The 24,197-nt window shown below is 67.1% G+C and carries 19 protein-coding genes and 1 pseudogene; 6 read left to right on the top strand and 14 right to left on the bottom strand.

The features are described from left to right. Nucleotides 1–399: 399 nt before the first annotated feature. Nucleotides 400–876 carry a PaaI family thioesterase gene (locus ABFT43_RS11280; protein ID WP_347960456.1) on the bottom strand — a complete coding sequence of 159 codons (477 nt, stop codon included), beginning with the start codon at nt 874–876 and terminating at the stop codon, nt 400–402. Nucleotides 877–990: 114 nt separating this feature from the next. Here ABFT43_RS11280 and ABFT43_RS11285 point away from each other — a divergent pair, with 114 nt between their 5' ends. Continuing rightward, complete coding sequence (locus tag ABFT43_RS11285; RefSeq protein ID WP_347960457.1) at nt 991–1,617, top strand: TetR/AcrR family transcriptional regulator; 627 nt, start codon at nt 991–993, stop codon at nt 1,615–1,617. An 86-nt stretch (nt 1,618–1,703) separates the two neighbouring features. Next, a complete protein-coding gene (locus ABFT43_RS11290; protein WP_347960458.1) occupies nt 1,704–4,745 on the top strand; it encodes an MMPL/RND family transporter in 3,042 nt (1,013 codons plus the stop codon). 38 nt (nt 4,746–4,783) lie between these two features. Here the strand turns inward: ABFT43_RS11290 and ABFT43_RS11295 are convergent, their stop codons facing one another. The 4 genes and pseudogenes from ABFT43_RS11295 to ABFT43_RS11310 all read right to left on the bottom strand — a co-directional run bounded on the left by ABFT43_RS11295 (nt 4,784) and on the right by ABFT43_RS11310 (nt 7,940). Next, nucleotides 4,784–6,007: an IS110 family RNA-guided transposase gene (locus tag ABFT43_RS11295; RefSeq protein ID WP_347960459.1), complete on the bottom strand. Its 1,224-nt coding sequence runs from the start codon at nt 6,005–6,007 to the stop codon at nt 4,784–4,786. Nucleotides 6,008–6,204: 197 nt separating this feature from the next. Beyond that, nucleotides 6,205–6,594, bottom strand: a pseudogene (locus tag ABFT43_RS11300) (SPFH domain-containing protein); the annotation flags it as partial. A gap of 31 nt (nt 6,595–6,625) precedes the next feature. After that, complete coding sequence (locus ABFT43_RS11305; RefSeq protein WP_347960460.1) at nt 6,626–7,054, bottom strand: NfeD family protein; 429 nt, start codon at nt 7,052–7,054, stop codon at nt 6,626–6,628. A 40-nt stretch (nt 7,055–7,094) separates the two neighbouring features. Then, nucleotides 7,095–7,940, bottom strand: coding sequence for a DUF3097 domain-containing protein (locus ABFT43_RS11310; protein ID WP_347960461.1), 846 nt, complete (start codon nt 7,938–7,940; stop codon nt 7,095–7,097). A gap of 147 nt (nt 7,941–8,087) precedes the next feature. Here ABFT43_RS11310 and ABFT43_RS11315 point away from each other — a divergent pair, with 147 nt between their 5' ends. After that, nucleotides 8,088–8,912 carry a serine/threonine protein kinase gene (locus tag ABFT43_RS11315; RefSeq protein ID WP_347960462.1) on the top strand — a complete coding sequence of 275 codons (825 nt, stop codon included), beginning with the start codon at nt 8,088–8,090 and terminating at the stop codon, nt 8,910–8,912. Here the strand turns inward: ABFT43_RS11315 and ABFT43_RS11320 are convergent. The 9 genes from ABFT43_RS11320 to ABFT43_RS11360 all read right to left on the bottom strand — a co-directional run bounded on the left by ABFT43_RS11320 (nt 8,882) and on the right by ABFT43_RS11360 (nt 18,516). Next, nucleotides 8,882–9,538: a hypothetical protein gene (locus ABFT43_RS11320; protein ID WP_347960463.1), complete on the bottom strand. Its 657-nt coding sequence runs from the start codon at nt 9,536–9,538 to the stop codon at nt 8,882–8,884. The genes ABFT43_RS11315 and ABFT43_RS11320 overlap by 31 nt on opposite strands. Before the next feature lie 471 nt (nt 9,539–10,009). Next, a complete protein-coding gene (locus tag ABFT43_RS11325) occupies nt 10,010–11,083 on the bottom strand; it encodes a ferrochelatase (RefSeq protein WP_347960464.1) in 1,074 nt (357 codons plus the stop codon). 4 nt (nt 11,084–11,087) lie between these two features. Beyond that, nucleotides 11,088–11,927 (bottom strand): NADH-dependent enoyl-ACP reductase InhA, encoded by an 840-nt coding sequence (gene inhA, locus ABFT43_RS11330; RefSeq protein ID WP_347960465.1) that lies wholly within the window; start codon nt 11,925–11,927, stop codon nt 11,088–11,090. 68 nt (nt 11,928–11,995) lie between these two features. Then, entirely contained in the window at nt 11,996–12,730 is a 735-nt protein-coding gene (gene fabG1, locus ABFT43_RS11335) for a 3-oxoacyl-ACP reductase FabG1 (protein ID WP_347960466.1), read from the bottom strand. 52 nt (nt 12,731–12,782) lie between these two features. Continuing rightward, the gene (locus ABFT43_RS11340; RefSeq protein ID WP_347960467.1) at nt 12,783–13,751 is read right to left on the bottom strand and encodes a VWA domain-containing protein; all 969 of its coding nucleotides are present in this window, start codon (nt 13,749–13,751) and stop codon (nt 12,783–12,785) included. A gap of 2 nt (nt 13,752–13,753) precedes the next feature. Continuing rightward, nucleotides 13,754–14,692 carry a DUF58 domain-containing protein gene (locus tag ABFT43_RS11345; protein ID WP_347960468.1) on the bottom strand — a complete coding sequence of 313 codons (939 nt, stop codon included), beginning with the start codon at nt 14,690–14,692 and terminating at the stop codon, nt 13,754–13,756. Further along, complete coding sequence (locus ABFT43_RS11350; RefSeq protein ID WP_347960469.1) at nt 14,682–15,893, bottom strand: AAA family ATPase; 1,212 nt, start codon at nt 15,891–15,893, stop codon at nt 14,682–14,684. The genes ABFT43_RS11345 and ABFT43_RS11350 overlap by 11 nt, the downstream gene beginning before the upstream one ends. Nucleotides 15,894–16,044: 151 nt before the next feature. Beyond that, nucleotides 16,045–17,574: an NlpC/P60 family protein gene (locus tag ABFT43_RS11355; protein WP_347960713.1), complete on the bottom strand. Its 1,530-nt coding sequence runs from the start codon at nt 17,572–17,574 to the stop codon at nt 16,045–16,047. A gap of 321 nt (nt 17,575–17,895) precedes the next feature. After that, nucleotides 17,896–18,516 carry an Rv1476 family membrane protein gene (locus ABFT43_RS11360; protein ID WP_347960714.1) on the bottom strand — a complete coding sequence of 207 codons (621 nt, stop codon included), beginning with the start codon at nt 18,514–18,516 and terminating at the stop codon, nt 17,896–17,898. A gap of 350 nt (nt 18,517–18,866) precedes the next feature. On the opposite strand from ABFT43_RS11360, the gene acnA reads away from it, so the two are divergent. The 3 genes from acnA (at nt 18,867) to ABFT43_RS11375 (ending at nt 24,039) form a co-directional block, all read left to right on the top strand. Next, nucleotides 18,867–21,659: an aconitate hydratase AcnA gene (gene acnA, locus ABFT43_RS11365; RefSeq protein ID WP_347960715.1), complete on the top strand. Its 2,793-nt coding sequence runs from the start codon at nt 18,867–18,869 to the stop codon at nt 21,657–21,659. Between the two features lie 15 nt (nt 21,660–21,674). Further along, a complete protein-coding gene (locus ABFT43_RS11370; RefSeq protein ID WP_347960470.1) occupies nt 21,675–22,241 on the top strand; it encodes a TetR/AcrR family transcriptional regulator in 567 nt (188 codons plus the stop codon). Nucleotides 22,242–22,437: 196 nt separating this feature from the next. Further along, nucleotides 22,438–24,039, top strand: a complete 1,602-nt coding sequence (locus ABFT43_RS11375) for a GMC oxidoreductase (RefSeq protein ID WP_347960716.1) — start codon at nt 22,438–22,440, stop codon at nt 24,037–24,039. Nucleotides 24,040–24,197: the final 158 nt, after the last annotated feature.

A 24,197-nucleotide genomic window follows, 5' to 3' on the forward strand; every position in this document is an offset into this window, starting at 1 on the left:
CTTTGCTTGACACCTGCCATCTCTTTGCCGGCGGGAGGTCGGTGCAAGGGTGTTTACAGCGAAAAAGTCATCCGGGCCGTAGGCCTGAAACCCGTAGGGCGGATTAGTTTTTCGCGGCCCTTGTCGCCGTGCCGACCAGAGGTAAGAGAATGGAAGGGGTCAGCAAAGCAGGCCCTTGAATGCAGCGCGGGCGTAGCCCGCTCCGAGAATGACAGCGCCAGCTGGCAGTCGATGCCGGCGGCCGCCGGCACCTCACACCGGATCAACTGTCACTGTCCAGCGAGACTCGGCCACACCGGACGCAACCCGGCAGGCGGGGATCTCAATGCGGGTGCGCAAGGATCAGACAGCTGATGGTTTTGGGGCGACTCTTCTGTTTGCTGGCGTGCCTAGCGGTCGCTAGTCGGCCTGGAAGAATCGGGTGATGAGGTCTGCTGTGGCGCCCGAGTCTCCGTGACGAAGAAAATGACTCAAGTCGACCTTTACGAAGACCGCTTCTGCGGCGAAATAGGTTGTGTCGCCGACGGTACCGTTGGCTTCGATGAAGAGCGCGCGGTCGGTTTCGTCGACGAGGGAGGCGGTGATGTGCACGGGGGTGTGCAGTGGGACCGGGCGTCGATACTCCACGGTGAGGGTTCGGGTGACTGCGGGTGTTTCGGCGATCCACAGGGTGAAACCCATGATGTCATCGCATGCCGCTGAGATGGCTCCGCCGTGGGCGAGTCCCGGGGCTCCTGAGTGGCGCTCGTCGAATTGCAGGTCGGCGTAGACGTGGTCGCCGTGCAGGTGTACCTCGAGGTGCAGGCCATTGGGGTTATCTTCGCCGCATCCCATGCACCATGGTGCGTGTGCTGGTAGTGGTTTGTCGCCCCTCATAAGTGACCTTTCTGAGCCTTCAATCGGTACCGCCACTGGCAGTTTCGCTCTGTTACCGACGGTATTGTTGTGCAGTCAGGGGTTCGTGATTTTGGCTATATAGGGAGTGGCCAGGTGGAAACCATCGATTCCGACGATGTTGACCCGAGGCGGGTTCGGTCGCGTCAGCGTTTGTTGGATGCTGCGGTGACCTTGCTGAACAGTGGCGGGGTCGAAGCCGTTACCGTGGAGGCGGTCACTCGACTGTCTCGTGTTGCTCGCACCACCTTGTATCGTCACTTCGAGAGCTCCACAGATCTGGTGGCGGCTGCCTTCGAGCGATTGTTGCCTCAGGCCGAGACCCCCGCGACGACGACGTCGATCCGTGATGACCTGCTGAAGCTGATGCAGCGGCAGGCTGAGCTTATTGAGCAGGCACCGCTGCAGTTGACGACGCTGGCATGGTTGGCAATGCTTCCCGAGCAGCCCCGGCAATCCGGGCAATCCGACGGGGATCAGAACGCGCTCGCGCCACTGCGTCGTCGAGTCGTCGAGCAGTATCGAGAACCATTCGATCGAGTTTTGACGAGTGACGTGGCCACGGCGGAGCTCGGCGACCTCGATTTGACCATGGCAGTCACTCAACTGGCGGGCCCCCTTGTCTTTGCCAAGCTCACGGGCATTCGGTCGATGACCGTTGGCGATCTCGAACAGCTTGTCGACGATTTCCTCATGGCCCACCGGCGACACCAAACCTCCTGACCTCCTTCCCCATCTACGGTACTGCTAGTACCGTAACGATACCGTCGGTTTCGTAGACGGGCTGGGTCGAGGGTGAGGTGCTGCGTATGGTGGTCCAACGTCCAAGTGGTGGGCGCTTGGCGGCGCGCCGGTTGGCGGAACGCAGCGAGTACAGCACGACATTGGGGCGGTTGGCACGGTTCACCTTGGCGCACAGATTCCTCGTCATCGGGGCGTGGGTGGCTGTGGGTATCGTCTTGGCGATACTGTTTCCCCAGCTGGAGACGGTGGTGCGGCAGCAGTCTGTTGATCCGATCCCTGCTGGGATTCCATCGTTTCAAGCACTCGATCAGATGGGTGGTGCGTTCGGTGAGAAGGGCGCCAAGACCACTGTTTTCGTGACCATGGAGAACCCGAACGGGTTCACCGACGTGGCGCGGGAACGCTACGACATGCTCGTTCTGCAGTTGCGCGAAAATTTCGACGATGTGCAGTCAGTGCGGGATTTGCTCTCCGATCCGACGACGGCCGGCCAGGCCTTGAGTGAGGACGGGCAAGCCTGGTACTTGCCTGTCGGGGTCACCGGAACTTTGGGAGGGCCAACGGCCACGCATGCTGTGGAGACCGTGCGCCAAACCGCGCAGCGCGTGTTTGACGGTACGGACACCACTGTCCATGTCACCGGGCCGACGGCCACTTTCAGTGACCAGATCGTCAGAGCTGAAAGCGATTTAGTCGTGATCACTGTGGCGACGGTGGCGCTTATCGCGATCATTCTGTTGATCGTTTACCGATCGCTGTTCACCGCGCTGGTGCCGTTGTTGGTGATCGGTGTCAGCCTCGGCGTGGGCCGCGGGGTCTTGTCCGCACTCGGCGAACTCGGTATGCCGGTATCGCAGTTCACCGTCGCGTTCATGACCGTCATCCTGCTCGGAGCCGGGGTCGACTACTCAGTCTTTTTCATCAGTCGCTATCACGAACGGCTACGCCAGGACGCTACCACTGAGGTTGCGCTCGTGGACGCGACAGCAACTATCGGACGGGTCATCCTGGCTTCAGCTGCCACGGTGGCGCTGGCCTTTTTGGCGATGGTGTTTGGTCAGCTGAGCGTGTTCTCCACCTTGGGTCCGGCATGCGCGATCGCCATCCTCATCGGATTCCTCGCCACGGTCACCCTGCTACCACCGGTGTTGCTGTGGGCGGCGCGATTCGGCTGGGGCGCACCCAGACGAGATCTGACCCGAAAGTACTGGAATCGCGTCGCCGTGCTCGTCGTGCGGCGTCCTGTGCCTCTGCTGGCACTAACCCTGGTCGGGCTAATCGTGCTCAGCGGCTTCGCGATGGGCATCCAGATCACCTTCGACGATCGTGAGGGGCAGCCCGCGACAACCGACAGCAACGAAGGCTACGCGTTGCTCGACCGTCATTTCCCTCAAGACGTCACTACCACTGAGTTCCTCGTTGTAGATGCACCGATCGATCTCCGTACTGCCAGCGGGCTGGCCGATCTTGAGCAAATGGCCTCACGTGTATCCCAGATCCCCGGAGTGACTCGAGTCATCGGTGTTACCCGTCCCACCGGGGACAAGCTCGAGCAAGCCGAGCTGTCCTGGCAGAACGGTCAGATCGGGGACCGGCTGGCGGGTGCGGTCGACGATGGCCAGAACCGCCGAGGTGACCTCGAACAGCTCCGTACCGGCGCATTCCAACTCGCCGACGGGCTTACTCAGCTCGACACCCAGGTACGCACCAACTTGGCCCCCCTGGCCGGCATCCTCGATCAGGCAAGCACAGCAGGGCAGCAAATTCAGCAGTACCAGCCGATACTCCGCCAACTCGCCGCATCTGCACCAGCGCTCGATCGCGCTTCTCAGAATGCCCCACAGCTGGCCGCGCTCACCCGCCAAACATCTGCAGCCCTGGCAACAGTGACCTCGATCCTGCCCATCCTCGATAATGCGCCCTGGTGCACCCAAGTCCCGCAGTGCGCAGCTCTGCGCGCGCAGACCCGCAATCTCGACGCCCTACTGAGCAACGGGACCCTCGACCAGATCGCCACGCTGTCAACACAACTCGCGCAGCTGGATACACCGATCTCAACAGTCACCGACCAACTCACTTCCACCGTCAACTCACTGGGCTCCACGCTGGGAAGCATCAGCAGCCAAGACCTTCCCGGCAAGCTCACCCAACTGCAAACAGGTATCAGTCAACTCGCGGCGGGATCACGCCAACTCGCCGCCGGTGTATCCGCGCTGATCGACAGCAACCTTCAACAACTCGCCGGGATGGCCGCGCTAGCCACACAACTACAAACCTCCGCCCGCGAGACCGCCGGAACAAACTCAGCAACCGGCTTCTACCTCCCACCTCAGGCCAACGCAGACCGCCGTTTCGTCGACGTCGCTCGCCAGTTCGTCTCGCCCGACGGCCATACCGTGCGCTACGCAATACAAACCAGCTTCGACCCCTACAGCACCGAGGCCATGCAACTGGCCGACACAATCACCGATGTCGCACTCGCCGCCAGACCGAACACAACCCTGCAGGACTCCAACATCGCGATAGCCGGGTTCCCCGCCATCAACGCCGATCTGCAACGTCTACTCACCGAAGACTTCCGACTCCTAGCGTTGGCCACCCTCACCATCGTCGGCCTGATCCTGATACTCCTACTCCGAGCACTCATCGCGCCGCTATACCTTCTGGGCACCGTCATACTCAACTACACCGCGGCACTGGGTATCGGAGTCCTGATCTTTCAACACATCCTCAAAACCGATATCGCCTGGCCCGTACCACTACTGGCCTTCATAGTCCTCGTCGCGGTCGGCGCCGACTACAACATGCTTCTTATCTCTCGCCTACGCGAAGAATCCCAAAACAACATCCGCATCGGCGTCCTGAGAACCGTCACCAACACCGGATCAGTCATCACCTCGGCCGGCCTCATCTTCGCTGCCAGCATGTTCGGACTCATGGCCGGCACCATCTCGATCATGACCCAGGTCGGACTCATCATCGGCATCGGCCTGCTGCTCGACACCTTCATCGTCCGCACCATCGTTGTGCCGACCATCGCCACACTTGTCGGCAGAGCAAGCTGGTGGCCGAGTACCCGAACCGACACGCATCCAGTGTCCCGCTAGTACGCACGCACGTGCCGAGATCTGACCGGCCCCGCCAGTCATCCAGCCATCGCGCCCACCTCATCGACTGACACCCGCTCGACGGTCGGGCGCAGCAACCACACCCTACCGTCGCGGATCAGTGCCCAGACCACGTCAACCAGACGTCTAGCGAGAGCGATGAGGGCATGGACATGCGAGCGCCCCTCGCATCGTTTGCGCTGGTAGAACTCGCGAGAGGGCCCGTCGCGTTGCGAGCTGTTGAGTGCGGCCATGTAGAACACCTTGCGCAGACCTCGATGGTAGCGCTGGGGTCTACGCACGTTTCCACGCCGATTTCCGGAGTCGTGCGGTACCGGAGCAAGACCGGCGTAGGCGGCGAGTCTGGCGGGCGAGCCGAACGAGGCGAGGTCGCCGCCGGTGATCGCGACGAGCTCAGCGCCGCTTCGGGTGCCGATGCCAGGTACGGATTCGAGAATCTGCGCGTGAGGGTGGCGGCGGAACACCTCGGTGATCTGCTTATCCAGGTCGGCGATCTGACGGGTCAGCATGACCAACGAGGTAGCCGCGTGTTGCACCAGCAGTGCTGTGGTCGCCTCGCCAGGCAGGGTGACGGTCTGCGCGGCCGCCGCGGCGCGCGCCTTGTTGATCATCTTCGGAATGGTCGGTCGGCGGACGCCGTGACTGCGCAGGTGGTCGTAGATCTCGTCGTCAGAGACCGCAGCGATCGCAGATGGCGTGGCGAAGCGGGTGAGGAACGTTAGACCGGTCAGTGTCGAGTAGTCGAAACACCGTTCTAGTGCAGGGAAGATGCGGGTCAGCAGGCCGCGCAGGCGGTTGATGCCTCGCGTACGTTCAGCGACGAGGTCGTTGCGATGTCCGGTCAGCAGGTCGAGTTCGATCGCGACGTCGTCGGGCGCCGAGACGGTGGCGAGATCGCCACGTAGGCGGGCTGTCTGGGCGATCACGACCGCATCGCGGGCATCGGTCTTGCCCTCACCCGCGAACGCACCGGTCATGCTGTGCACGACCCGGCCGGGCACGTAGCGGATCTGCTGGCGCCGCGCAGCCAGCACACCCCTCAGCAGCGCCGATTCCGGTGCGGTCATGTCGATCGCCCACACCACGAATTTCATGTCGGCGACCCGGTCCATGAGCGCTTCGATCGCCGGTTGATCGTTGGGAAGCCGCCGAGACCACAGCACCGTTCCCGCCTCATCGACCGCGGCGGCGTGATGCGCATGCCGACCGACATCAATTCCTACCCAGATCTTTTCGTCCATACTGTCCTTCCGTGTGCGGTTGGCTCGTCAGGGTGGTTTCGCCGGCACACCTTTACACAGCGACAAGTTCGCGAACACATCTCAATCAGCGGCCGAAACGACCCGTCACGGTCCGGGGTGACCTTCCACGCCAAGCCACCAGCGACAACAGGTGATTGTCGAGCCACGCCCCGAACCGCGGACGAACGTCCGAGGCGACCGCCCCGGACGTACTCCAACGTAAAGGTGACGGTCAGCTGCTCCACGCCCTCGACGTAATCGTCGATCTCGTAGACCGCGGCCCGCGGATTGGTCACCTGGAAGTAGACGACGGTGTCGATGGACAGGGTCAGGTTGTCCTCGGTGATGACCGGCTGGGGCGGGAAGGACACCACCCGCTCGCGGATGTCGACGCGGGCGCGGATGCGGTCGATGAACGGCAACAGCAACGTCAGCTGGCCCGACACGGTGCGCGTGTAGCGGCCGAGACGTTCGATGACCGCGGCCTCGGCCTGCGGGATCAGCGCGATGGACTTCGCGAGGATCACCGCCACCGCCACGACCAGGAGCACCACCACGACCAGGCCGAATATCTGCAGGTCGTCCATCCGTCCACCTCTTTCGTTCGGGTCGGAAGATCTACGGGCGCCAGACCACCGCGGTCGCGCCGTCGATCTGCACGACGGTCACGTGCGTACCCGGCTCGATGACCTGTGACGGATCCATCGCCCTGGCCGACCAGATGTCGCCGTCGATCTTGACCCGGCCGTCGTGCTCGTCGACCCTCTCGGTGACGATGGCGGGCCGGCCCTCGAGGGCCTCTGTGTTCATCAACACGGGCGGTCGGTTGAGCATGTGCCGTCTCGCCACCGGCCGCACCGCGACCAGCAACAGCACCGACACGGAGGCGAAGACGAGACCGTCCACCCAGATCGGGGGCTCGAAGACGAAATCGGTGCCCGCCGCGGCGAAGGCCCCGCCGGCCAGCATGAGCAGGACGAGCTCGCCGCCGAACATCTCCGCGACCACCAGGACGATCGCGGCCGCCAGCCACAGCAGGGCGCTCATGCCCCCAGTCTGCCAGAGACCGTCGGGTGAACCCGGCGCGTCAGCGTTCGCCTCCTCGACGTTGCGGCTCCTCGGCGGCGGTCACGAAGTCGATGAGTTCCTCCACCGAGCGCAACAGCGGGACCTCGAGGTCACGGAAACTGTTGACACCGCCGAGAACCCGGCGCCATCCGTCGCGCGGGTCGCCCCACCCGAGCGCCTGGCACACGCCGGTCTTCCAGTCGGTGCCGCGCGGGACTCTCGGCCACGCGTCGATCTTCACCGACGCCGGCTTCACCGCCTCCCAGACGTCGATGTACGGGTGGCCGCAGACCAGTACGTGCTCACCGACCTCCGCGGTGAGGTTGGCCTCCTTGGACCCGGCCACGAGGTGGTCGACGAGGACGCCGGCCCGACGATGCGGCGCCGGCCGGAATTCGGCCAGCGCGTCGGCCAGGTTGTCGAGGCCGTCGAGGCTCACGACCACCACGCCCTCGGCGCGCAGGTCGTCGCCCCACACGCGTTCGAGCAGCGTCGCATCGTGCACGCCCTCGACGAAGATGCGGCTGGCGCGCGCGGTCCGCGCTCGCGTCTTCGGCGCCGCGCGCGAGCCCGACGCGGTCATCGCCGGCTGCCGGGGTCCGCGGACCCGCGGACGGACGAGGGTGACCGGTCGGCCGTCGATGAGGAACGCGCCGGGGTGCATGAGGAAGACACGGGTACGGCCGTGCCTGTCCTCGAGGCGCACCAGGTCGCCGGCGTAGCTCTTCTCCAGGCCGACGACGGCGCCGCAGAAGCCCGATGCGGCGTCCTCGACGACGAGATCGCGCTCCGCGGCGACCTCCGGGGGACGCGGCTTTGCCCGCCGGGGCCGGGAGAGCACGTCGCGTCCGTACCGGTCATCCATCGACTACCACCTCGTTCACTCCTGCGGGACGTTCACTTCTGTCACTTGCGTCCCACGCGTTGTCGACCAACACCGTATTCGTCCGCACCGCCGAGAGCCGGTTGCCACGCCCGGAGGCCGTCGGCGACCCGGCGTATCCTCCACTTGATGAATCGCGGCAGAACCCTCTCCCACACCGTCGCGTGGCCGACCTGCGCACTGGGTGCGTGGGCGGCGGCGTGGCTCACCGGACGCTGCTCTCCCGACGACGTGATCTCGGCGCTCGCCGAATGCGCCGATCGTCACGAGGTGCTGTCCGACGAGGCCGCCACGGGGTCGGGCAATGGTGTGCTGGACCTGTTGTCGCTGCTGCGCCCCGCTCGGCGCATCGTCGTGCGACTTCCCTCGACCGGCGATCCACAGGGACTCCCGCCGCACGCCGTCACGTCGAAGGCGCTCCTCGCCGGCGAGGTGCTGCTGGTCGACGACTCGGACACCGCGGGGACCCTGGCACTCGTACCCGAGCTCGACACCTTCGACACCGATCCCCCGTACGTACTGTGCCGGTGGTCGGTGTTCCGGTACGACGACCGCCTCGATCTTGGACACCTCGCGTCCGCGGGCCCGTCTGCCGGGGACCTGGAATACGAACTACGACAGGCCGTTGCCGAGGCCGCGACGATCATCGGCGGCCTGGGCAGCCGGCGCTCGGTGGATCTGGCGGACCTCCGCAAAGACCTCGCGACGCGTACCGCGCAACATCGCGTCGATATGCCGGCGCATGCCCTCGACGCCCGGTCGACGCGGCTCATCGACTCCTCGGCACAGGTCGAGGCCATCGTCGATCTCGCCGCCGCACGCGGCGTCGAGGTCGGAGACACCGCGGGACAGTGGGATTCGGGCGACACCGCGCTGCGCAGGCTGCAGTCGCTCACCCGTGCGGCGCGTGCCGCCGCGGTGAATCACACGATCGGAGAGCTGCTGCGGGACTGACGGAGTGCCACCCGCGCCGGTCTCGGCGGACGTTCGGACTCGATGCCGTACAGGGTGATCCCGTGAAAGTCGGCGGTCGCGAAATCGGTTGCGTTCCATACCGAGCAGAACCATTCGCGTAACCGCGCAGAACCCGTCCAGGCGTAGTACGGGCGGCAGGTGTCCGCGCAGAAGCGCTCCACCCGGCGAACCAGTTCGACGAGGGTGTCACCGCCGCGCGCCTCGGGCGCGACGACGGCGATGCGGAGGTTGACGGCGTCCGGCACCGGAACGGGCAGTTGCGGACTCGTCAGCCAGGCGGCGAGTCGTTCCCGGACGCCGGGAATGCGTGCGACGCGGACGAAGTCGTCGGGCGTCAGCAGCGGCGTGCCGTCGGGTGTGAGATCGGCGTCGTGCGGCTGCCACACCAGTGCGCCGACGAGGCGGCCGTTCTCGCGGGCACCCAGAACGTAACCCGCATTCAGATACGGCCGCACCAGGATCTCTGCCAGCCAGGCACGCAAGTCGCGATCCGAAAGGTGCTCACCGAGCACCCAGGAATACATCGGGATCTCGTCGACACTCGCCGAGAGGAGTTCGACGACCGGGCGGAGGTCGGCCCGGGTCAGGATTTCGACCTCTGTCATCACATGCTCCCGGGTGGGCCGCATCGGGAAAACGGCCCACCCGGGAAATCGCGTGTGAAGAGGGGACTACACCGGATCGCCGTCGTCACTGCCGCCACTCGAGCCGGAGAAGAGCGTGTCGAGAATCGGGCCGAGGATGTCGATCTCCAGACGGATTGGACCTTCTGCCATGGGAATTCCTCTCTCGCTACTTGCCAGCCCAGTAAGGACCGTGCGAGACGAGCATCACATTTCGTTCTCGGATGTGAACCAAATCTCCATATGTTGTTATACATTCGTTATATATGCGCACGAGTTTTCCGCGCCCCCGAGAAGGGTTTCGCTAACTGGGTCACACGTCCAGGAGCGATTCCGTGGAAATGCGCTGCGACCGCACAGGAAATCGCGAGTTCAGGGAAAGAATCGCAGGTCGAAACCTGCGAATCCGACCCGAACTCGCGACTGTGCGGGGGCTGGGATCCCCGGCGGCGCTTACCGGCCGGGCCGCGACGGACGCTTGACCGGGACGCAACACTGCTCGCGGCAGACGCGGCCGTTGTCGCCGCAGCCCATCGCGGCGAGGTCCCCGCCACCGGTGGCATAGGTCTCCACGAGCTCGCCGATCATCTCGATGAACCGCGGATCGGTGCCGACGGTGTCGGCACGGACATAGTCCATCCCGAGGCGCTGTGCGACCTCGGCGGCCTCGTTATCGAGGTCCCAGACCACCTCCAGGTGGTCTGAGATGAACCCGACCGGGTACACGACGACGCGCCGGACGCCTTGTGCGGCAAGCGCTTCCAAGTGGTCACAGATGTCGGGTTCGAGCCACGGGATCTGCGGCGGTCCCGACCTGGACTGCCATACCTGGTCGAAGTCGTCGATGCCGAGCGCGTCGGCGACCGCCTTCGACGCCGCCATGACCTGCCGCGAATACAGTCCCCCGCCCTCGGCCGCCGGGCCCGCCGCCGCGTCGGCGGCGCTCGGCACCGAGTGCGCGGTGAAGACCAGGCGCACCGGCTCGTCGGCCCCGCCGAGCGCCTCGCGAGCGCGTCGGACGGAATCGACACCGGCCGCGGTGAACGCCGGGTGCGCCCAGTACTGCGGCAGCTTGCGCAGCACCACCGCACCCTCCGGCGTGGTACTCGCCGGTTCCCGTTCGGCCAGCGCCTCGAGACAGCGGCCGATGTCCTCGTGGTACTGGCGGCATCCCGAGTAGCCGCCCCACGCCGATGTCGGGAACACCAGGATGCGGCGATGCCCGGCCCGGTACATCTCGGCGAGCGTGTCCTCGGCCATCGGATGCCAGTTGCGGTTGCCGAAGTACACCGGAAGGTCGAGGCCGCGGCGGGCCAGATCGCCGCGCAGACCCTCGATCATGTCCAGGTTCAGCCGGTTGATGGGCGAGACGCCACCGAAGTGGAAGTAGTGCTCGGCCACCTCCGCGAGTCGCTCCCGCGGGATCCCGCGGCCCCGGGTGACGTTCTCCAGGAAGGGGATGACGTCATCCGGGCCGTCGGGACCGCCGAAAGACAGGAACAGGACGGAGTCGAAGGCGGTGCTCATCGGATCAGGACCCGGAGGTCATGCCCTCCGGGAACCAGGTGTTGTGGCTGGCGCCGCCGTCGACGTAGACGATCGAGCCGGTGGTGCCGGGCAGCCAGTCGCTGAGCAGGGCGCACACCGACTTCGCGACGACGGTCGGGTCGTCGACGTCCCAACCGATCGGCGATGCGCCGTCCCAGTACTCGTTGAGCATGTTCAGCTGCTTGGCGTCGTCGGTGGCGGTGCCGGCGATGGCCTTGGCCGCGAGGGTCTTGATCGGACCGGCGGCGACGAGGTTGGAGCGGATCTTCTTCGCGTAACCCACCTCTCGGGCCACATAGCGGTTCACCGACTCCAGCGCCGCCTTGGCCACGCCCATCCAGTTGTAGTACGGCATCGCGGTGCGTGGGTCGAAGTCCATGCCGACGATCGAGCCACCCTCGTTCATGACGGGCAGCACGGCGCGGGCCAGCGAGGCGTAGCTCCACGCCGAGATCTCGAAGGCCTTCGCGGCGTCGGGGCCGGGACCCTCGAGGAACGGCTTGGCCTCCGGCCCCATCAGGGTGCGGGGCGCGAACGCGATCGAGTGCAGGACGCCGTCGATGCCCTGCGGCGCGAGTTCCCGCACCTTGTCGGCGAGTGCGGCGAGGTCCTCCTCGTTGGTGACGTCGAGCCCGATCGCCGGCGGCACCTCCTTGGGCAGGCGCTTGGCGATCCGGTCGATCAGCCGCAGCCGCTCGGGGATGCCGGTGATGATCACCGTGGCGCCCTGCTCCTGCGCCTGGGCGGCGGCATGGAAGGCGATCGACGCATCGGTGATGATGCCCGTGATGAGGACGGTCTTCCCGTCCAGGATTCCGCTCACGAAAGTGTGCTCCTGATCGACGTTGATGGGTTTGGGAGTCGGTGTTCGACGTGCGCAGGGACAGTGGGTCAGTGACCCATGCCCATGCCGCCGTCGACCGGGATGACCGCGCCGGTGATGTACTCGGCCTGGTCGGAGGCGAGGAAGCTGATCACCGCGGCCACGTCCTCGGGCTTGCCGGTGCGGCCGAGCGGGATGGCCTGCTTGGCCATCTCGATGTAGCGGTCCTCCATCCCGGCGGTCATGTCGGTGTCGATGAAGCCGGGGGCCACGACGTTGGCGGTGATGTTGCGCGAGCCGATCTCCCGGGCGATCGAGCGGGCCATGCCGATCAGGCCGGCCTTGGACGCCGCGTAGTTGACCTGGCCGGGCACACCCGACATCGCCACGACCGAGCCGAGGAAGATCATGCGTCCCCACTTGGCACGCTGCATGCCCTTGGTTGCGCGCTTGGCGCAGCGGAAGGCGCCGGTCAGGTTGGCGTCGATGACCTTCTCGAAGGACTCCTCCGACAGACGCATCAACAGCATGTTGTCGGTGATGCCGGCGTTGGCCACCAGGACCTCGACCGGACCCTGGTGGGCCTCCACCTCGGCGAAGGCCGCGTCGACCGACTCCGAGTCGGTGACATCGCACTTGACCCCGAACAGTCCTTCGGGGACCCCCGAGCCGCGGTGGGTGACCGCGACCTTGTGGCCGTCGGCGGCCAGCCGCTGGGCCACCGCCAGGCCGATGCCGCGGTTGCCGCCGGTCACCAGGACCGACCGGGAGGGATTCTGCGCTTCGTTGCTAGCTGCCGTCATGGGTGTCTAACCTATCCGTTCTCTTCGGGCCGACGGCGCGGTGGTCGGCAGATCAGGGCAGCCGTCGGTTGATCGCGAGGGCGGCGAACGCCGACACCAGCGCGAACAACGTGCCGGCGATCAGCCACGGCCTGGAATTGTCCCCCCGCCGCGTCTCGTAGCCGATCTCGTTCTGCAGCTTTTCGTACACCTTGTTGAGCTCGTCGAGACTCGCCGCGGTGAAGAAGTCGCCGCCGGACAGGTTCGCGATCTTGCGCAGCGAATCGTCGTCGACGGGGACGGGCACCCGGTCACCCTCGAGTTCGACGGTGCCGGTGCGGGTTCCGAAGGAGATGGTGGAGACCGGGATCTTCTCCTCCTTCGCCTTGCGGGCGGCGGTGAACGCACCACGGGGGTCATCCGGGTCGTCGGGCACGGTCTCCTTGCCGTCCGAGAGCAGCACGATGCGCGCCGGCGGTGCGGCGTCCCCACCGCCGAGGACCGCATTGAGCGTGCTGATCTGCTGCAGGGCGGCGAAGATTCCCTCGCCGGTCGCGGTCTTGTCGTCGAGACGCAGCTTGTCGACGGCGACCTTGGTCGCGTTGTGGTCCGGGGTCGGCGACACCAGGCTGGCCGCGGTGCCCGCGAAGGAGATCAGGCCGAGGTTGATGCCATCGGTCAACTCGTCGGCGAACTTCTTCGCCGCCTCCTGCGCCGCCTTGATGCGCGACGGCGCCACGTCGGTGGCGTTCATCGAGCGCGAGACGTCCATGACGAGGATGACCGTCGCCTTGTTGCGCGGGACCTTGCGGTCGGCCTGCGGACCGGACAACGCCACCGTCAGCAGGATCAGCGAGACGATCAGCAGCGCGATCGGGATGTGCCGCAGCCGATTCCGGTCCGGCGGCGCCACCGTCTTGAGCAGGTCGAGATTGGCGAACGTCAGGGCGCGCTGCTTGCGCTGCCGCAGCACGTACACATACGCCGCGACCAGCGCCGCGACGACCAGCAGGAGCAGCAACCACCAGGGACTGGACAACATGACTACCCCACCCCGGCGGCCAGGCCGCGGCGTCGTTGAGCGATGAACTTGACCATGTCGGTGATCCACTCGCGGTCGGTGCGCAGCGTCAGCGTCGGCCCGCCGCAGCCGCGGATGGTCCGGTGGACCTCCTGCTGATGGGCCCGCGCCGCGGCCGCGAACTCGCGCCGCAGATCCTCGGTGACGGTGACGTCGCGGATCTCCCCCGACTCCGCGTCGGCGAGCGTGACCTCGCCGATCGCGGGCAGCTCGAGGTCGCGCGGGTCGAGCACCTCGATCGCGAGCAGTTCGTGATGGGCGCCGATCGCGCGCAGGGAGCGTTCCCAGTCGATGGGCCCGAGGAAGTCGCTGATGACCACGGCGAGGCCGCGGCGGCGCTGCGGGCGGCGCAGGGCCTCGATACCGGCCTTCAGGTCGCCGCGCACGCCCGGCGCGCTGCGCCGGGTGGTGGCGATCGCCTTGAGCAGGTTCTGCGCGTGCGCGCGGCCGGCGCGGGCGGGGACGCGGACCAGATCGTCGCCGGTGACGACGAGCGCGCCGTGCCGGTTACCGCCACCGGTGGTCAGGTGCACGATCGCCGCCGCGGCGGCCACCGCCAGGTCGCGTTTGGTGCACTCCGCCGTGCCGAAATCGAGGCTTGCCGACGCGTCGACCACGATCCACGTCTCCAGCTCGCGGTCGGCGATCATCTGGCGCACGTGCGGCTGCGTGGTGCGCGCGGTCACAGACCACTCCATACGGCGCACGTCGTCACCGGGCTGATAGGCGCGCGCCTCCCCCGGCTCCGAGCCCGGTCCGGGGATCAGGCCGAGGTGCTCCCCCTGCAGCACACCGTCGAGCTTGCGCCGCACGGTGAGCTCGAGCATCTTCAGAGCCGCGGTGAGCTGGGGCTCCTCGAGCAACCCCGCGCCGAGGCGCGGCAGGTCCCGATTAGCCGCCATACCGTGGCGAATTCGGGCTCACCGGGCCGGCGTTCTGCGGAACCTGTTGCGCGGCATAACCGTTGGCGCCCGGCGGAGCGGCCGCTGCCTGGTTGTGCGGGGCCTGGTTGTGCGGGGCCTGGTTGTGCGGGGCCGGGCCGGACGGGTAGGGCGCCGCGACCGGCTGGGCGCCGACCTGCGGCAGCCCGACGGTCTGCAGGACCCGGGTGATGACGGTGTCGGCGTCGATCTCGTCGGCAAGCGCGTCGTAGGACAGCACCAGGCGGTGGCGCAGCACGTCCGGCATGATCTCGACAACGTCCTGCGGGATCACGTAATCGCGCCCGCGGACCAGCGCGAGGGCGCGGGCGGCCGCCACGATGCCGAGGGTCGCACGCGGCGACGCGCCGTAGGAGAGCCACGACGCGACGTCGTGGAGGCCGAGCTCGGCCGGACGCCGGGTGGCGTTGATGACCCGGACGACGTAGTCGACGAGGGCGTGGTGCACGAAGACGTTCGCCGCGGTCTTCTGCAGGCGCAACATCGCGGCCGGGTCGAGGACCTGCGAGGCGGTCGGCGGGACGTTACCCATCCGGTAGACGATCTCGCGCTCCTCCTCGACCGACGGGTAGTCGACGAGCACCTTGAACAGGAAGCGGTCGCGCTGCGCCTCGGGCAGCGGGTAGACGCCCTCGTTCTCGATCGGGTTCTGGGTCGCCATGACCAGGAACGGATCGGGCATCGGGTAGGTCTTGCCGCCGATCGAGACGTGCCGCTCGGCCATCACCTCGAGGAGGGCGGACTGCACCTTGGCCGGGGCGCGGTTGATCTCGTCGGCGAGCAGGAAGTTGGCGACGACCGGACCGAGCTCGGTGTCGAACTCCTCGCGCCCCTGACGGTAGATGCGGGTGCCGATGAGATCGGTGGGCACCAGGTCCGGGGTGAACTGCACGCGCGAGAACGTGCCGCCGACGACCTTCGCGAAGGTCTCCACGGCGAGGGTCTTGGCGACGCCCGGGACGCCCTCTAGGAGGATGTGGCCACGCGCGAGGAGGCCCACGAGGATGCGCTCGACGAGCTGATCCTGACCGACGATGACGCGCTTGACCTCATAGATTGCCCGCTCGAGCAGGGCGACGTCGGAGTCGCTGAGCACCGACGGGTCGGCGCCTGCCGCGGCCGGATCGGCGGCCGCCTTGTCGAGGGAGTGCGATTCGGTCAACCCGTGCTCCTGTTCGTCGAACTCTGCTGCTCACCGCTCGGGTGCGCGAGACGCCCCCGCGTGTTTGTGCCAGCCTAGTCGCGCGAGCTGAAAAGGTGCCAAGAAGATGCCCGGGGGTGTCGTTCGGACGCCCCCGGGCAGAGCACCGGGCTCAGAGCAGTCGGACGACGTTCGGCATCGCGCCGGCGGTCCGCAGCGGCGACACCTTGACCACGTCACCGGACTGCGGGGCCTCGACCATCTTGTTGTCGCCGAGGTAGAGCGCGACGTGCTGGCTCGCATTCGGGCCGTAGAAGATCATGTCGCCCCGCTTCATCTGCGACAGCGGGAAGTGCGGGCCCGAGGTGTACTGGTAGCCGGTGTAGTGCGGCAACTCGATGCCCACGCCGGCGAAGGCGTAGATCATCAGGCCGGAGCAGTCGAAGCCGATCTTGCGGTAGTCGCCGTAGCTGTCGGCGACGCCGCCGTCGCGGATGCCCTGCGTCGGGCCGTTGACGTCACCGCCGCCCCAGGCGTACGGGACGCCGAGCTGCGACAGCGCGCGGTTGACGACGATCTCGACCGCCTGAGGGCCGCGCAGGCCCGGGCGGACCATGCCGCCGGAGCCGCCTCCGCCGCCCGACCCGAACAGCGAGCCGAGGCTGCCCGAGCCGAGGCGCGAGCTCAGGCTGTCGTTGCCGCTGCTGCCGGTCAGGTCGACGCCGCCGAGGCCGAGCTCGTCGAGCAGCTCGGACTGCGGCAGGCGCTGCTCGCCGATGATCCCCTTCAGGATCTGCGAGCCCATGTCCAGGCCCATGCCGAGGGCCGCCGAGCCGAGATCGACGGCGAGCTGCGCGGCGGCGCGGGCCGCGATCGACAGCAGTTCATTGTCGGAGACCTCGGTGGCCGGCAGATCCGGCAGCTGCGGCGCGGCCGGGAACAGGTTGGTCAGCAGCTCGCGCGTGGACGGTCCCTCGACCTGCTTCTTCGGGACGGTGCCGCGGATGGTGTCGAGCTTCTTCTGGATGGTGTCGCGCTTGGCGACGAGCGAGGCCTTGCGCTGACGCTGGTCGGCGATGGCCGTGCGGGCCTCGGCGACCGCGGCGAGCGCATCCTTCTTGCGCTGTTCTGCGCTGCGGGCGGCCATGTCCGCCTGCCGGCGCGTGGCCTCGACCGCGGCGAGGCGGTTGGCCTTCTGGTTGCGGGCGACCTGCAGTTTGCGGATCGTCTCCTGCTGCTTCTTGCCGACCTGGTCGAGCAGCTTCATCCGGTCCAGGACGGCCTGCGGATCAGGGGCCGTCGCGTAATTCGACAGCGACACCTGCTCGGCACCCTGCTGATAGGCCAACCGCGCGAAGTCGTCGAACGCCTTCTGCGCGTCGGCGACGGCCTGACCGGCGCGGTCGAGTTCGGCGCGCGCCCCACGAGCGGCGACACCGGCCAGCTTGCGCTGGGCCAGGGAGTTCTGGAAGTCGACGATCGCCCGGTTCACGTTCTCCTGCCGGATCGCCAGCGCCTCGTCGAGATCGGCGAGCTCCTGGTTGACCGTGGCGATCTCGTTGATCAGGCCCGACACCGGCGATTCGGGGGCCTTCTGAGGGGCGCCGACCGCGTGTCCGGCGCCGACCGCACAGACGAGAACAGCGGCCACGGCCGCCGTGACGCGCGCCGGCCAGGACGCACCTGTTCTTCCTCGCCTCACCTGCAACTCCTCGCGGTTACTTCTCGGGGCCGGCCCGGACGTCCCGGGCTCGGTCGTGCTGGTCACTGCGACCACCCCGACCACACAGTGCACACCTGCCGCACGTGCCACTGCAGCGGACAGAAGTCACACGTGCGACATCAGAACCGTACGTCACATCAACCACACGAGAAAACCGAACCGCTTGAATTACAAAGACGTGATTACCTGCGAAAATGCTGTGAACTGGAGAAAGTTCACCAGCTTGGCCCAGGTCTCGAATTGGCAACAAATGACCTGGGAACCGACCGAGTGGTCGTCAGTGGACGCCAGGCGGCGGCGTCAGGAAGCGGACGAGTCCGCGGTCCGTTCGCCCGACGCGACCGGAGTGGCGTCCGAGGAGTCGGGTGCGTCGCGATCGACGACCGGCCCGAGGGGGCCGTTCGCGGCGGCGGCACGGGCACGGCGGGTGCGAATCCGCGCGGCGACGGCGCCGAGCACGACGACGAGGATGAGGACCAGGCCGACGACGGTCCAGTCGATGTGGTCATCGGTCATGACATCGACCATCTGCCGCGCGGCGCCCGGCGGGTCGGTGAGGCTCAGGTCCTGCGTCGCCTGCTCCTGGATCACGCGGGAGATCTCGGGCGACGACGACCCGACGGAGTTCGGGCCGAGCACGATCACGGTGCCCCCGACCTGCTCCTGGAGCTGGTTGGCGATGTCGCGGTACAGCGTGAACCGGGGCTGCTGTTGCTGGATGACGACGAAGCTGAAGTCGTGGCCCTTGGATTTGGCGTACTCGACGACCTCGAGCATCGCCGGGACCTGCTCCGGCGACGCGCCGGCCACGCCGTCGTCGGCGATGTCCCGGGCGAGCTGGTCCATGTCGACCCCGACGAGACCGGCGAGCTCCTTGTTCTCCGCGGGAGCGGCGAGCACAACCGTCGACTCCGGCCCCATGGTCACACCCCTGTCTGCTCAGACGCCAAACCTCGACCTGCACGGTACGACACAATGGACGGGTACGGGTATTCGCGTGTCGCCGAGCACATCGACGGCGTGTCCCGCATGGCCCCGGGCCTGGGACAGTACGGACGTACTGTTAGACTGGGTCGTGTTGTCGCGGGTCGCCTCGCGAACATCCGATGGCACCGGTGCAGCCCTCCGGTGCAGGTACAGGGTGGTACGGAATCCTCTCGACCACGAAAGGCGCTTTCCGGCCGACCGCCCCGTCCCGTCAAGGCAGTTGATCATCGAGCATCGCCGACGCAGCCCGTCGGTACACGAGGAGAGTGGATTAAGACGTGAGTATCAATTCCTTCGGCGCCCGCGGAACGCTGGACGTCGGCGACAAGAGCTACGAGATCTACCGCCTGAGTGCCGTGAAGGGCGCCGAGAAGCTCCCGTACGCCCTCAAGGTGCTGACCGAGAACCTCCTCCGCACCGAGGACGGCGCGAACGTCACCAAGGAGCACATCGAGGCCCTCGCCAACTGGGACCCGAGCGCCGAGCCGAGCGTCGAGATCCAGTTCACCCCGGCCCGCGTGATCATGCAGGACTTCACCGGCGTCCCCTGTGTCGTCGACCTGGCGACCATGCGCGAGGCCGTCCGGGAGCTCGGCGGCGATCCCGACAAGGTGAACCCGCTCGCTCCCGCCGAGATGGTCATCGACCACTCGGTCATCATCGAGGCCTTCGGCAACGCGCAGGCATTCGAGCGCAACGTCGAGATCGAGTACCAGCGCAACGAGGAGCGCTACAAGTTCCTCCGTTGGGGCCAGGGCGCGTTCAACGACTTCCGCGTCGTCCCGCCGGGCACCGGCATCGTCCACCAGGTCAACATCGAGCACCTCGCCCGCTCGATCATGGTCCGTGACGGCGTCGCCTACCCCGACACCTGCGTCGGCACCGACTCGCACACCACCATGGAGAACGGCCTCGGCGTCCTGGGCTGGGGCGTCGGCGGCATCGAGGCCGAGGCCGCGATGCTCGGCCAGCCGATCTCGATGCTCATCCCGCGTGTCGTCGGCTTCAAGCTGACCGGTTCCACCAAGCCGGGCGTCACCGCCACCGACGTGGTGCTCACCATCACCGACATGCTGCGCAAGCACGGTGTGGTCGGCAAGTTCGTCGAGTTCTACGGCAACGGCGTCGCCGAGGTCTCGCTGGCCAACCGCGCCACCATCGGCAACATGAGCCCCGAGTTCGGTTCGACCTGCGCGATCTTCCCGATCGACGGCGAGACCATCAACTACCTGCGCCTCACCGGCCGCAGCGAGGAGACCCTGGCCCTGGTCGAGGCGTACGCCAAGGAACAGGGCATGTGGCTGGAGAAGGACGCCGAGGAGCCCGCCTACTCGGAGTACCTGGAGCTCGACCTGGGCGACGTCGTCCCGTCGATCGCCGGCCCGAAGCGTCCGCAGGACCGCATCGAGCTGTGGGACGCCAAGAACGCGTTCCGCAAGGACATCCACAACTACGTCGAGACCGGCAACGCGACCCCGCACACCGCGCTCGACGAAGCCGTCGAGGAGACCTTCCCGGCCTCCGATCCGGCCGTGCTGTCGTTCGCCGAGGACGATGCCGTCGTCCCGTCGGCCGCCAACGGCTCGGAGGGCCGCCCGTCGAACCCGGTCCGCGTGGACTCCGAGGAGCGCGGCTCGATGATCCTCGACCACGGCATCGTGACCATCGCGTCGATCACCAGCTGCACCAACACCTCGAACCCGTCGGTCATGATCGGCGCCGGCCTGCTGGCCAAGAAGGCCGTCGAGAAGGGCCTGACCGCCAAGCCGTGGGTCAAGACCTCGATGGCCCCGGGCTCGCAGGTCGTGACCGGCTATTACGAGAAGGCCGGCCTGTGGCCGTACCTGGAGAAGCTCGGCTTCTACCTGGTCGGCTACGGCTGCACCACCTGCATCGGCAACTCGGGCCCGCTGCCCGAGGAGATCTCGAAGGCGATCAACGACAACGACATCACCGCCACCGCGGTCCTGTCGGGCAACCGCAACTTCGAGGGTCGCATCAACCCCGACGTCAAGATGAACTACCTGGCGTCGCCGCCGCTGGTCATCGCCTACGCAATCGCCGGCACGATGGACTTCGACTTCGAGAACGATCCGCTGGGCAAGGACTCCGAGGGCAACGACGTCTTCCTGAAGGACATCTGGCCTTCCAACGAGGAGATCGAGTCGACCATCGCCGCGTCGATCTCGCCGGAGCAGTACGCCGCCGACTACGCCGACGTCTTCAAGGGCGACGAGCGCTGGCAGAACCTGCCGACCCCGTCGGGCAAGACCTTCGAGTGGGACGAGAAGTCGACCTACGTGCGGAAGCCTCCGTACTTCGAGGGCATGCCGCTGGAGCCGGAGCCCGTCTCCGACGTCAAGGGTGCGCGCGTGCTCGCCAAGCTGGGCGACTCGGTGACCACCGACCACATCTCCCCCGCGTCGACCATCAAGCCCGGCACGCCTGCCGCGCAGTACCTCGACGCCAACGGGGTGGCACGCAAGGACTACAACTCGCTGGGCGCACGCCGCGGCAACCACGAGGTCATGGTCCGGTCGACCTTCGGCAACATCCGCCTGCAGAACCAGCTGCTGGACGGCGTGTCGGGTGGCTACACCCGCGACTTCACCCAGGAGGGCGGCCCGCAGTCGTTCATCTACGACGCCGCGCAGAACTACGCCGCGCAGAACATCCCGCTGGTCGTGCTGGGTGGCAAGGAGTACGGCACCGGCTCGTCGCGTGACTGGGCCGCCAAGGGCACCCGCCTGCTGGGCGTGAAGGCCGTCATCGCCGAGAGCTTCGAGCGCATCCACCGCTCGAACCTGATCGGCATGGGCGTCATCCCGCTGCAGTTCCCGGAGGGCGAGTCGCACAAGTCGCTGGGTCTCGACGGCACCGAGGTGTACGACATCGTCGGCATCGAGGAGCTCAACGAGGGCCGCACCCCGAAGACCGTGCACGTGACCGCCACCAAGGAGGACGGCTCGAAGGTCGAGTTCGATGCGACGGTCCGCATCGACACGCCCGGCGAGGCCGATTACTACCGCAACGGAGGCATCCTGCAGTACGTGCTGCGGAACATGATCAAGAGCTGACAAGGAGCACGTGACGTGCCCAAGGTCAGCGATGACCGCCTTGCCGCGCGTCGTCGGGAGATTCTCGACGGCGCGCGGCATTGCTTCGCCGAGTTCGGCTACGACGGGGCGACGGTCAAACGGATCGAGGAGTACACGGGCCTGTCCCGAGGTGCGATCTTCCACCACTACAAGGACAAGGAGGCCCTGTTCCTCGCGCTCGCGCACGAGGACGCCGAACGGATGGCCGACGTGGCCGCCGAAGAGGGTCTCGTCCAGGTCATGCGCGACATGCTCGCCCGGCCGGAGGACTTCGACTGGCTCGGCACCCGGTTGGAGATCGCCCGCAAACTGCGGACGGACGCCACCTTCCGCTCCGAGTGGAAGGCGCGATCGGCCGAACTGGAGAAGGCCACACTGAGCCGGCTCGAGCAGGGCCGGCAGGCCGGTCGCCTCCGGGACGACGTCCCCACCGAGGTCCTGCTGAAGTATCTGGACCTGGTCCTCGACGGGTTGATCACCCGTCTCGCGTCGGGGCAGCCGACCGACGACCTGCACGCCGTCCTCGACCTGGTCGAGGAGTCGGTACGGGCGAGGGACTGAGCAGGCGGTCCGCTCAGAGACCCCCGAGGGGCCGGACGGATGTGTTCCGTCCGGCCCCTCGCGGTCTTTCGCGCATCTCCGGCCCCCGCGGCGGCATCGTCGTACGCCGGTCCGATGATGTTTCCCACAGCCGTGCGGGGGTAGGCAAGGGCTCACGCCGATCAGCCCACGCTAAGGTTCGCTGGTGAACCACGACATGGTCAGAGTTCTCGGTGTCTCCCGCCGCGCGGTTCTGCGTTCCGCGGCGGGAGCGGGAGCGCTCGCCGCATTCGCCGCGTCCACCGGTCGGGCGCACGCGGCACCCGGCCGCACCGCCATCGTCATCGGCACCGGCTTCGGCGGATCGGTCGCAGCCCTGCGCCTCGGCGAGGCCGGTTTCTCGACCACCGTCTTCGAACGCGGCCGCCGCTGGCCGATCCGTCCGGACGGCGACACCTTCGCGACCTTCTCCGCCCCGGACAAGCGCGCCGCATGGTTCGGCAACCGGGCCGGCGCCAACAGCGCGAGCTCGATCCCGGTCGAGCCGTACCCGGGCGTGCTCGACCACGTCGTCGGCGACGGCATCGAAGCCATCTACGGCGCGGGCGTGGGCGGCGGATCGCTCGTCTTCGGCTCGTTCACCCCGATCCCCCGGCGCGTCGACTTCGAACACGTCTTCCCCGCCTCGGTCGACTACTCCGAGATGGTGTCCACCTACTACCCGCGAGCGAAGAAGGCACTGGGCGTGGCCCCGATGCCCGCCGACATCCTGCGGCACCCGAACTACGTGGGACCCCGGTCCTGGCTCAAGGTGATCGCCCGCTACGGCGCCACCCCGCACTTCTTCGACTTCGCGATCGACTGGGACATCGTCCGCGACGAGATGGCCGGCCGGAAACGTCCGTCGGTGATCGTCGGCGAACTCAGCTACGGCGTGAACAGCGGCGCCAAGAAGTCCACCGATCGTTCGTATCTCGCCGCCGCCGAACGCACGGGCAACGTCACGATCAAGCCGATGCACGAGGTCTTCGACATCCGGCCGCGCTCCCGCAGGCCGGGATTCGTCGTCACCGCGAGGGTGCGCGACGAACAGGGCCGCACGGTCCGGACGGTGACCGCCGAGGCCGATCACCTGTTCATGGCGGCCGGGTCGTTCCACACCACCCGGATGCTCGTCGAGGCCCGCGCGAAGGGCACCCTGCCACGGCTGTCGCCGCGCATCGGCGAGGGTTTCGGCACCAACGGCGACTTCCTCACCATCCGCGCGAATCCGTCGGACGATTTCGGCGTCGTCCAGGGCGGACCGGGTTACGCCCGCATCTACGAGGACCGACTCACCGAGACCCCGATGTCGATGGTCTACCAGGCGACGCCGCTGCCCTTCCCGTTGGGCAAGACCGGGACCACTCACCTCGTCCAGGCGCACACCGACGAGCGCGGGTCGGTCGACTTCGACCACGCCACCGGCACCGCGCGCCTGCGCTACCCGCATCCCGAGGGGCGCAACGCCGTCGACCGGCAGGCCGCCGCATTCGTCGCGAAGTTCCACGAGCGCACCGAGGCCCGACACGGACGACCCGCCAACGGCGTTCCGATCCACCTGCGGGCCGTCGGGTTCGGTTCCGCGGGTACGTATCACGGACTCGGCGGCGTCGTCATGGGTCAGGGCGCGTCGATGGACGGCGCGGTCTCCGGTTACGACGGTCTCTACGTCGTCGACGGGTCGTTCCTGCCCGGCGCAGTCGGTCTGGTGAACCCGGCGCTGACGATCACCGCGATGGCCGAGCGGACGATGGACCGGTTCCTGGCGACACGTTGACCGCGTAGGTCGTCCTGACCGCGTAGGTCGTCGGGCGGACACCATCGCGTGCCTCGCTCGCCGAGAACGTGAGGCCCGTCGCGCACACTGGGGTACTGTGATGCACAACACCCCGATCGAGCGTTAGATAACGACCGATCGGGGTGAACGTTCCCTTT

The organism is Gordonia aurantiaca (genome assembly GCF_039939235.1).
Classification (GTDB): Bacteria; Actinomycetota; Actinomycetes; order Mycobacteriales; family Mycobacteriaceae; genus Gordonia.

Bases quoted from the DNA above. Each gene is read 5' to 3' on its own strand.
- ABFT43_RS11280 (WP_347960456.1), bottom strand. From the start codon at position 876: ATGAGGGGCGACAAACCACTACCAGCACACGCACCATGGTGCATGGGA.
- ABFT43_RS11290 (WP_347960458.1), top strand. From the start codon at position 1,704: ATGGTGGTCCAACGTCCAAGTGGTGGGCGCTTGGCGGCGCGCCGGTTG.
- ABFT43_RS11295 (WP_347960459.1), bottom strand. From the start codon at position 6,007: ATGGACGAAAAGATCTGGGTAGGAATTGATGTCGGTCGGCATGCGCAT.
- ABFT43_RS11305 (WP_347960460.1), bottom strand. From the start codon at position 7,054: ATGAGCGCCCTGCTGTGGCTGGCGGCCGCGATCGTCCTGGTGGTCGCG.
- ABFT43_RS11310 (WP_347960461.1), bottom strand. From the start codon at position 7,940: ATGGATGACCGGTACGGACGCGACGTGCTCTCCCGGCCCCGGCGGGCA.
- ABFT43_RS11315 (WP_347960462.1), top strand. From the start codon at position 8,088: ATGAATCGCGGCAGAACCCTCTCCCACACCGTCGCGTGGCCGACCTGC.
- ABFT43_RS11320 (WP_347960463.1), bottom strand. From the start codon at position 9,538: ATGACAGAGGTCGAAATCCTGACCCGGGCCGACCTCCGCCCGGTCGTC.
- ABFT43_RS11325 (WP_347960464.1), bottom strand. From the start codon at position 11,083: ATGAGCACCGCCTTCGACTCCGTCCTGTTCCTGTCTTTCGGCGGTCCC.
- fabG1 (WP_347960466.1), bottom strand. From the start codon at position 12,730: ATGACGGCAGCTAGCAACGAAGCGCAGAATCCCTCCCGGTCGGTCCTG.
- ABFT43_RS11340 (WP_347960467.1), bottom strand. From the start codon at position 13,751: ATGTTGTCCAGTCCCTGGTGGTTGCTGCTCCTGCTGGTCGTCGCGGCG.
- ABFT43_RS11345 (WP_347960468.1), bottom strand. From the start codon at position 14,692: ATGGCGGCTAATCGGGACCTGCCGCGCCTCGGCGCGGGGTTGCTCGAG.
- ABFT43_RS11360 (WP_347960714.1), bottom strand. From the start codon at position 18,516: ATGGGGCCGGAGTCGACGGTTGTGCTCGCCGCTCCCGCGGAGAACAAG.
- ABFT43_RS11375 (WP_347960716.1), top strand. From the start codon at position 22,438: ATGGTCAGAGTTCTCGGTGTCTCCCGCCGCGCGGTTCTGCGTTCCGCG.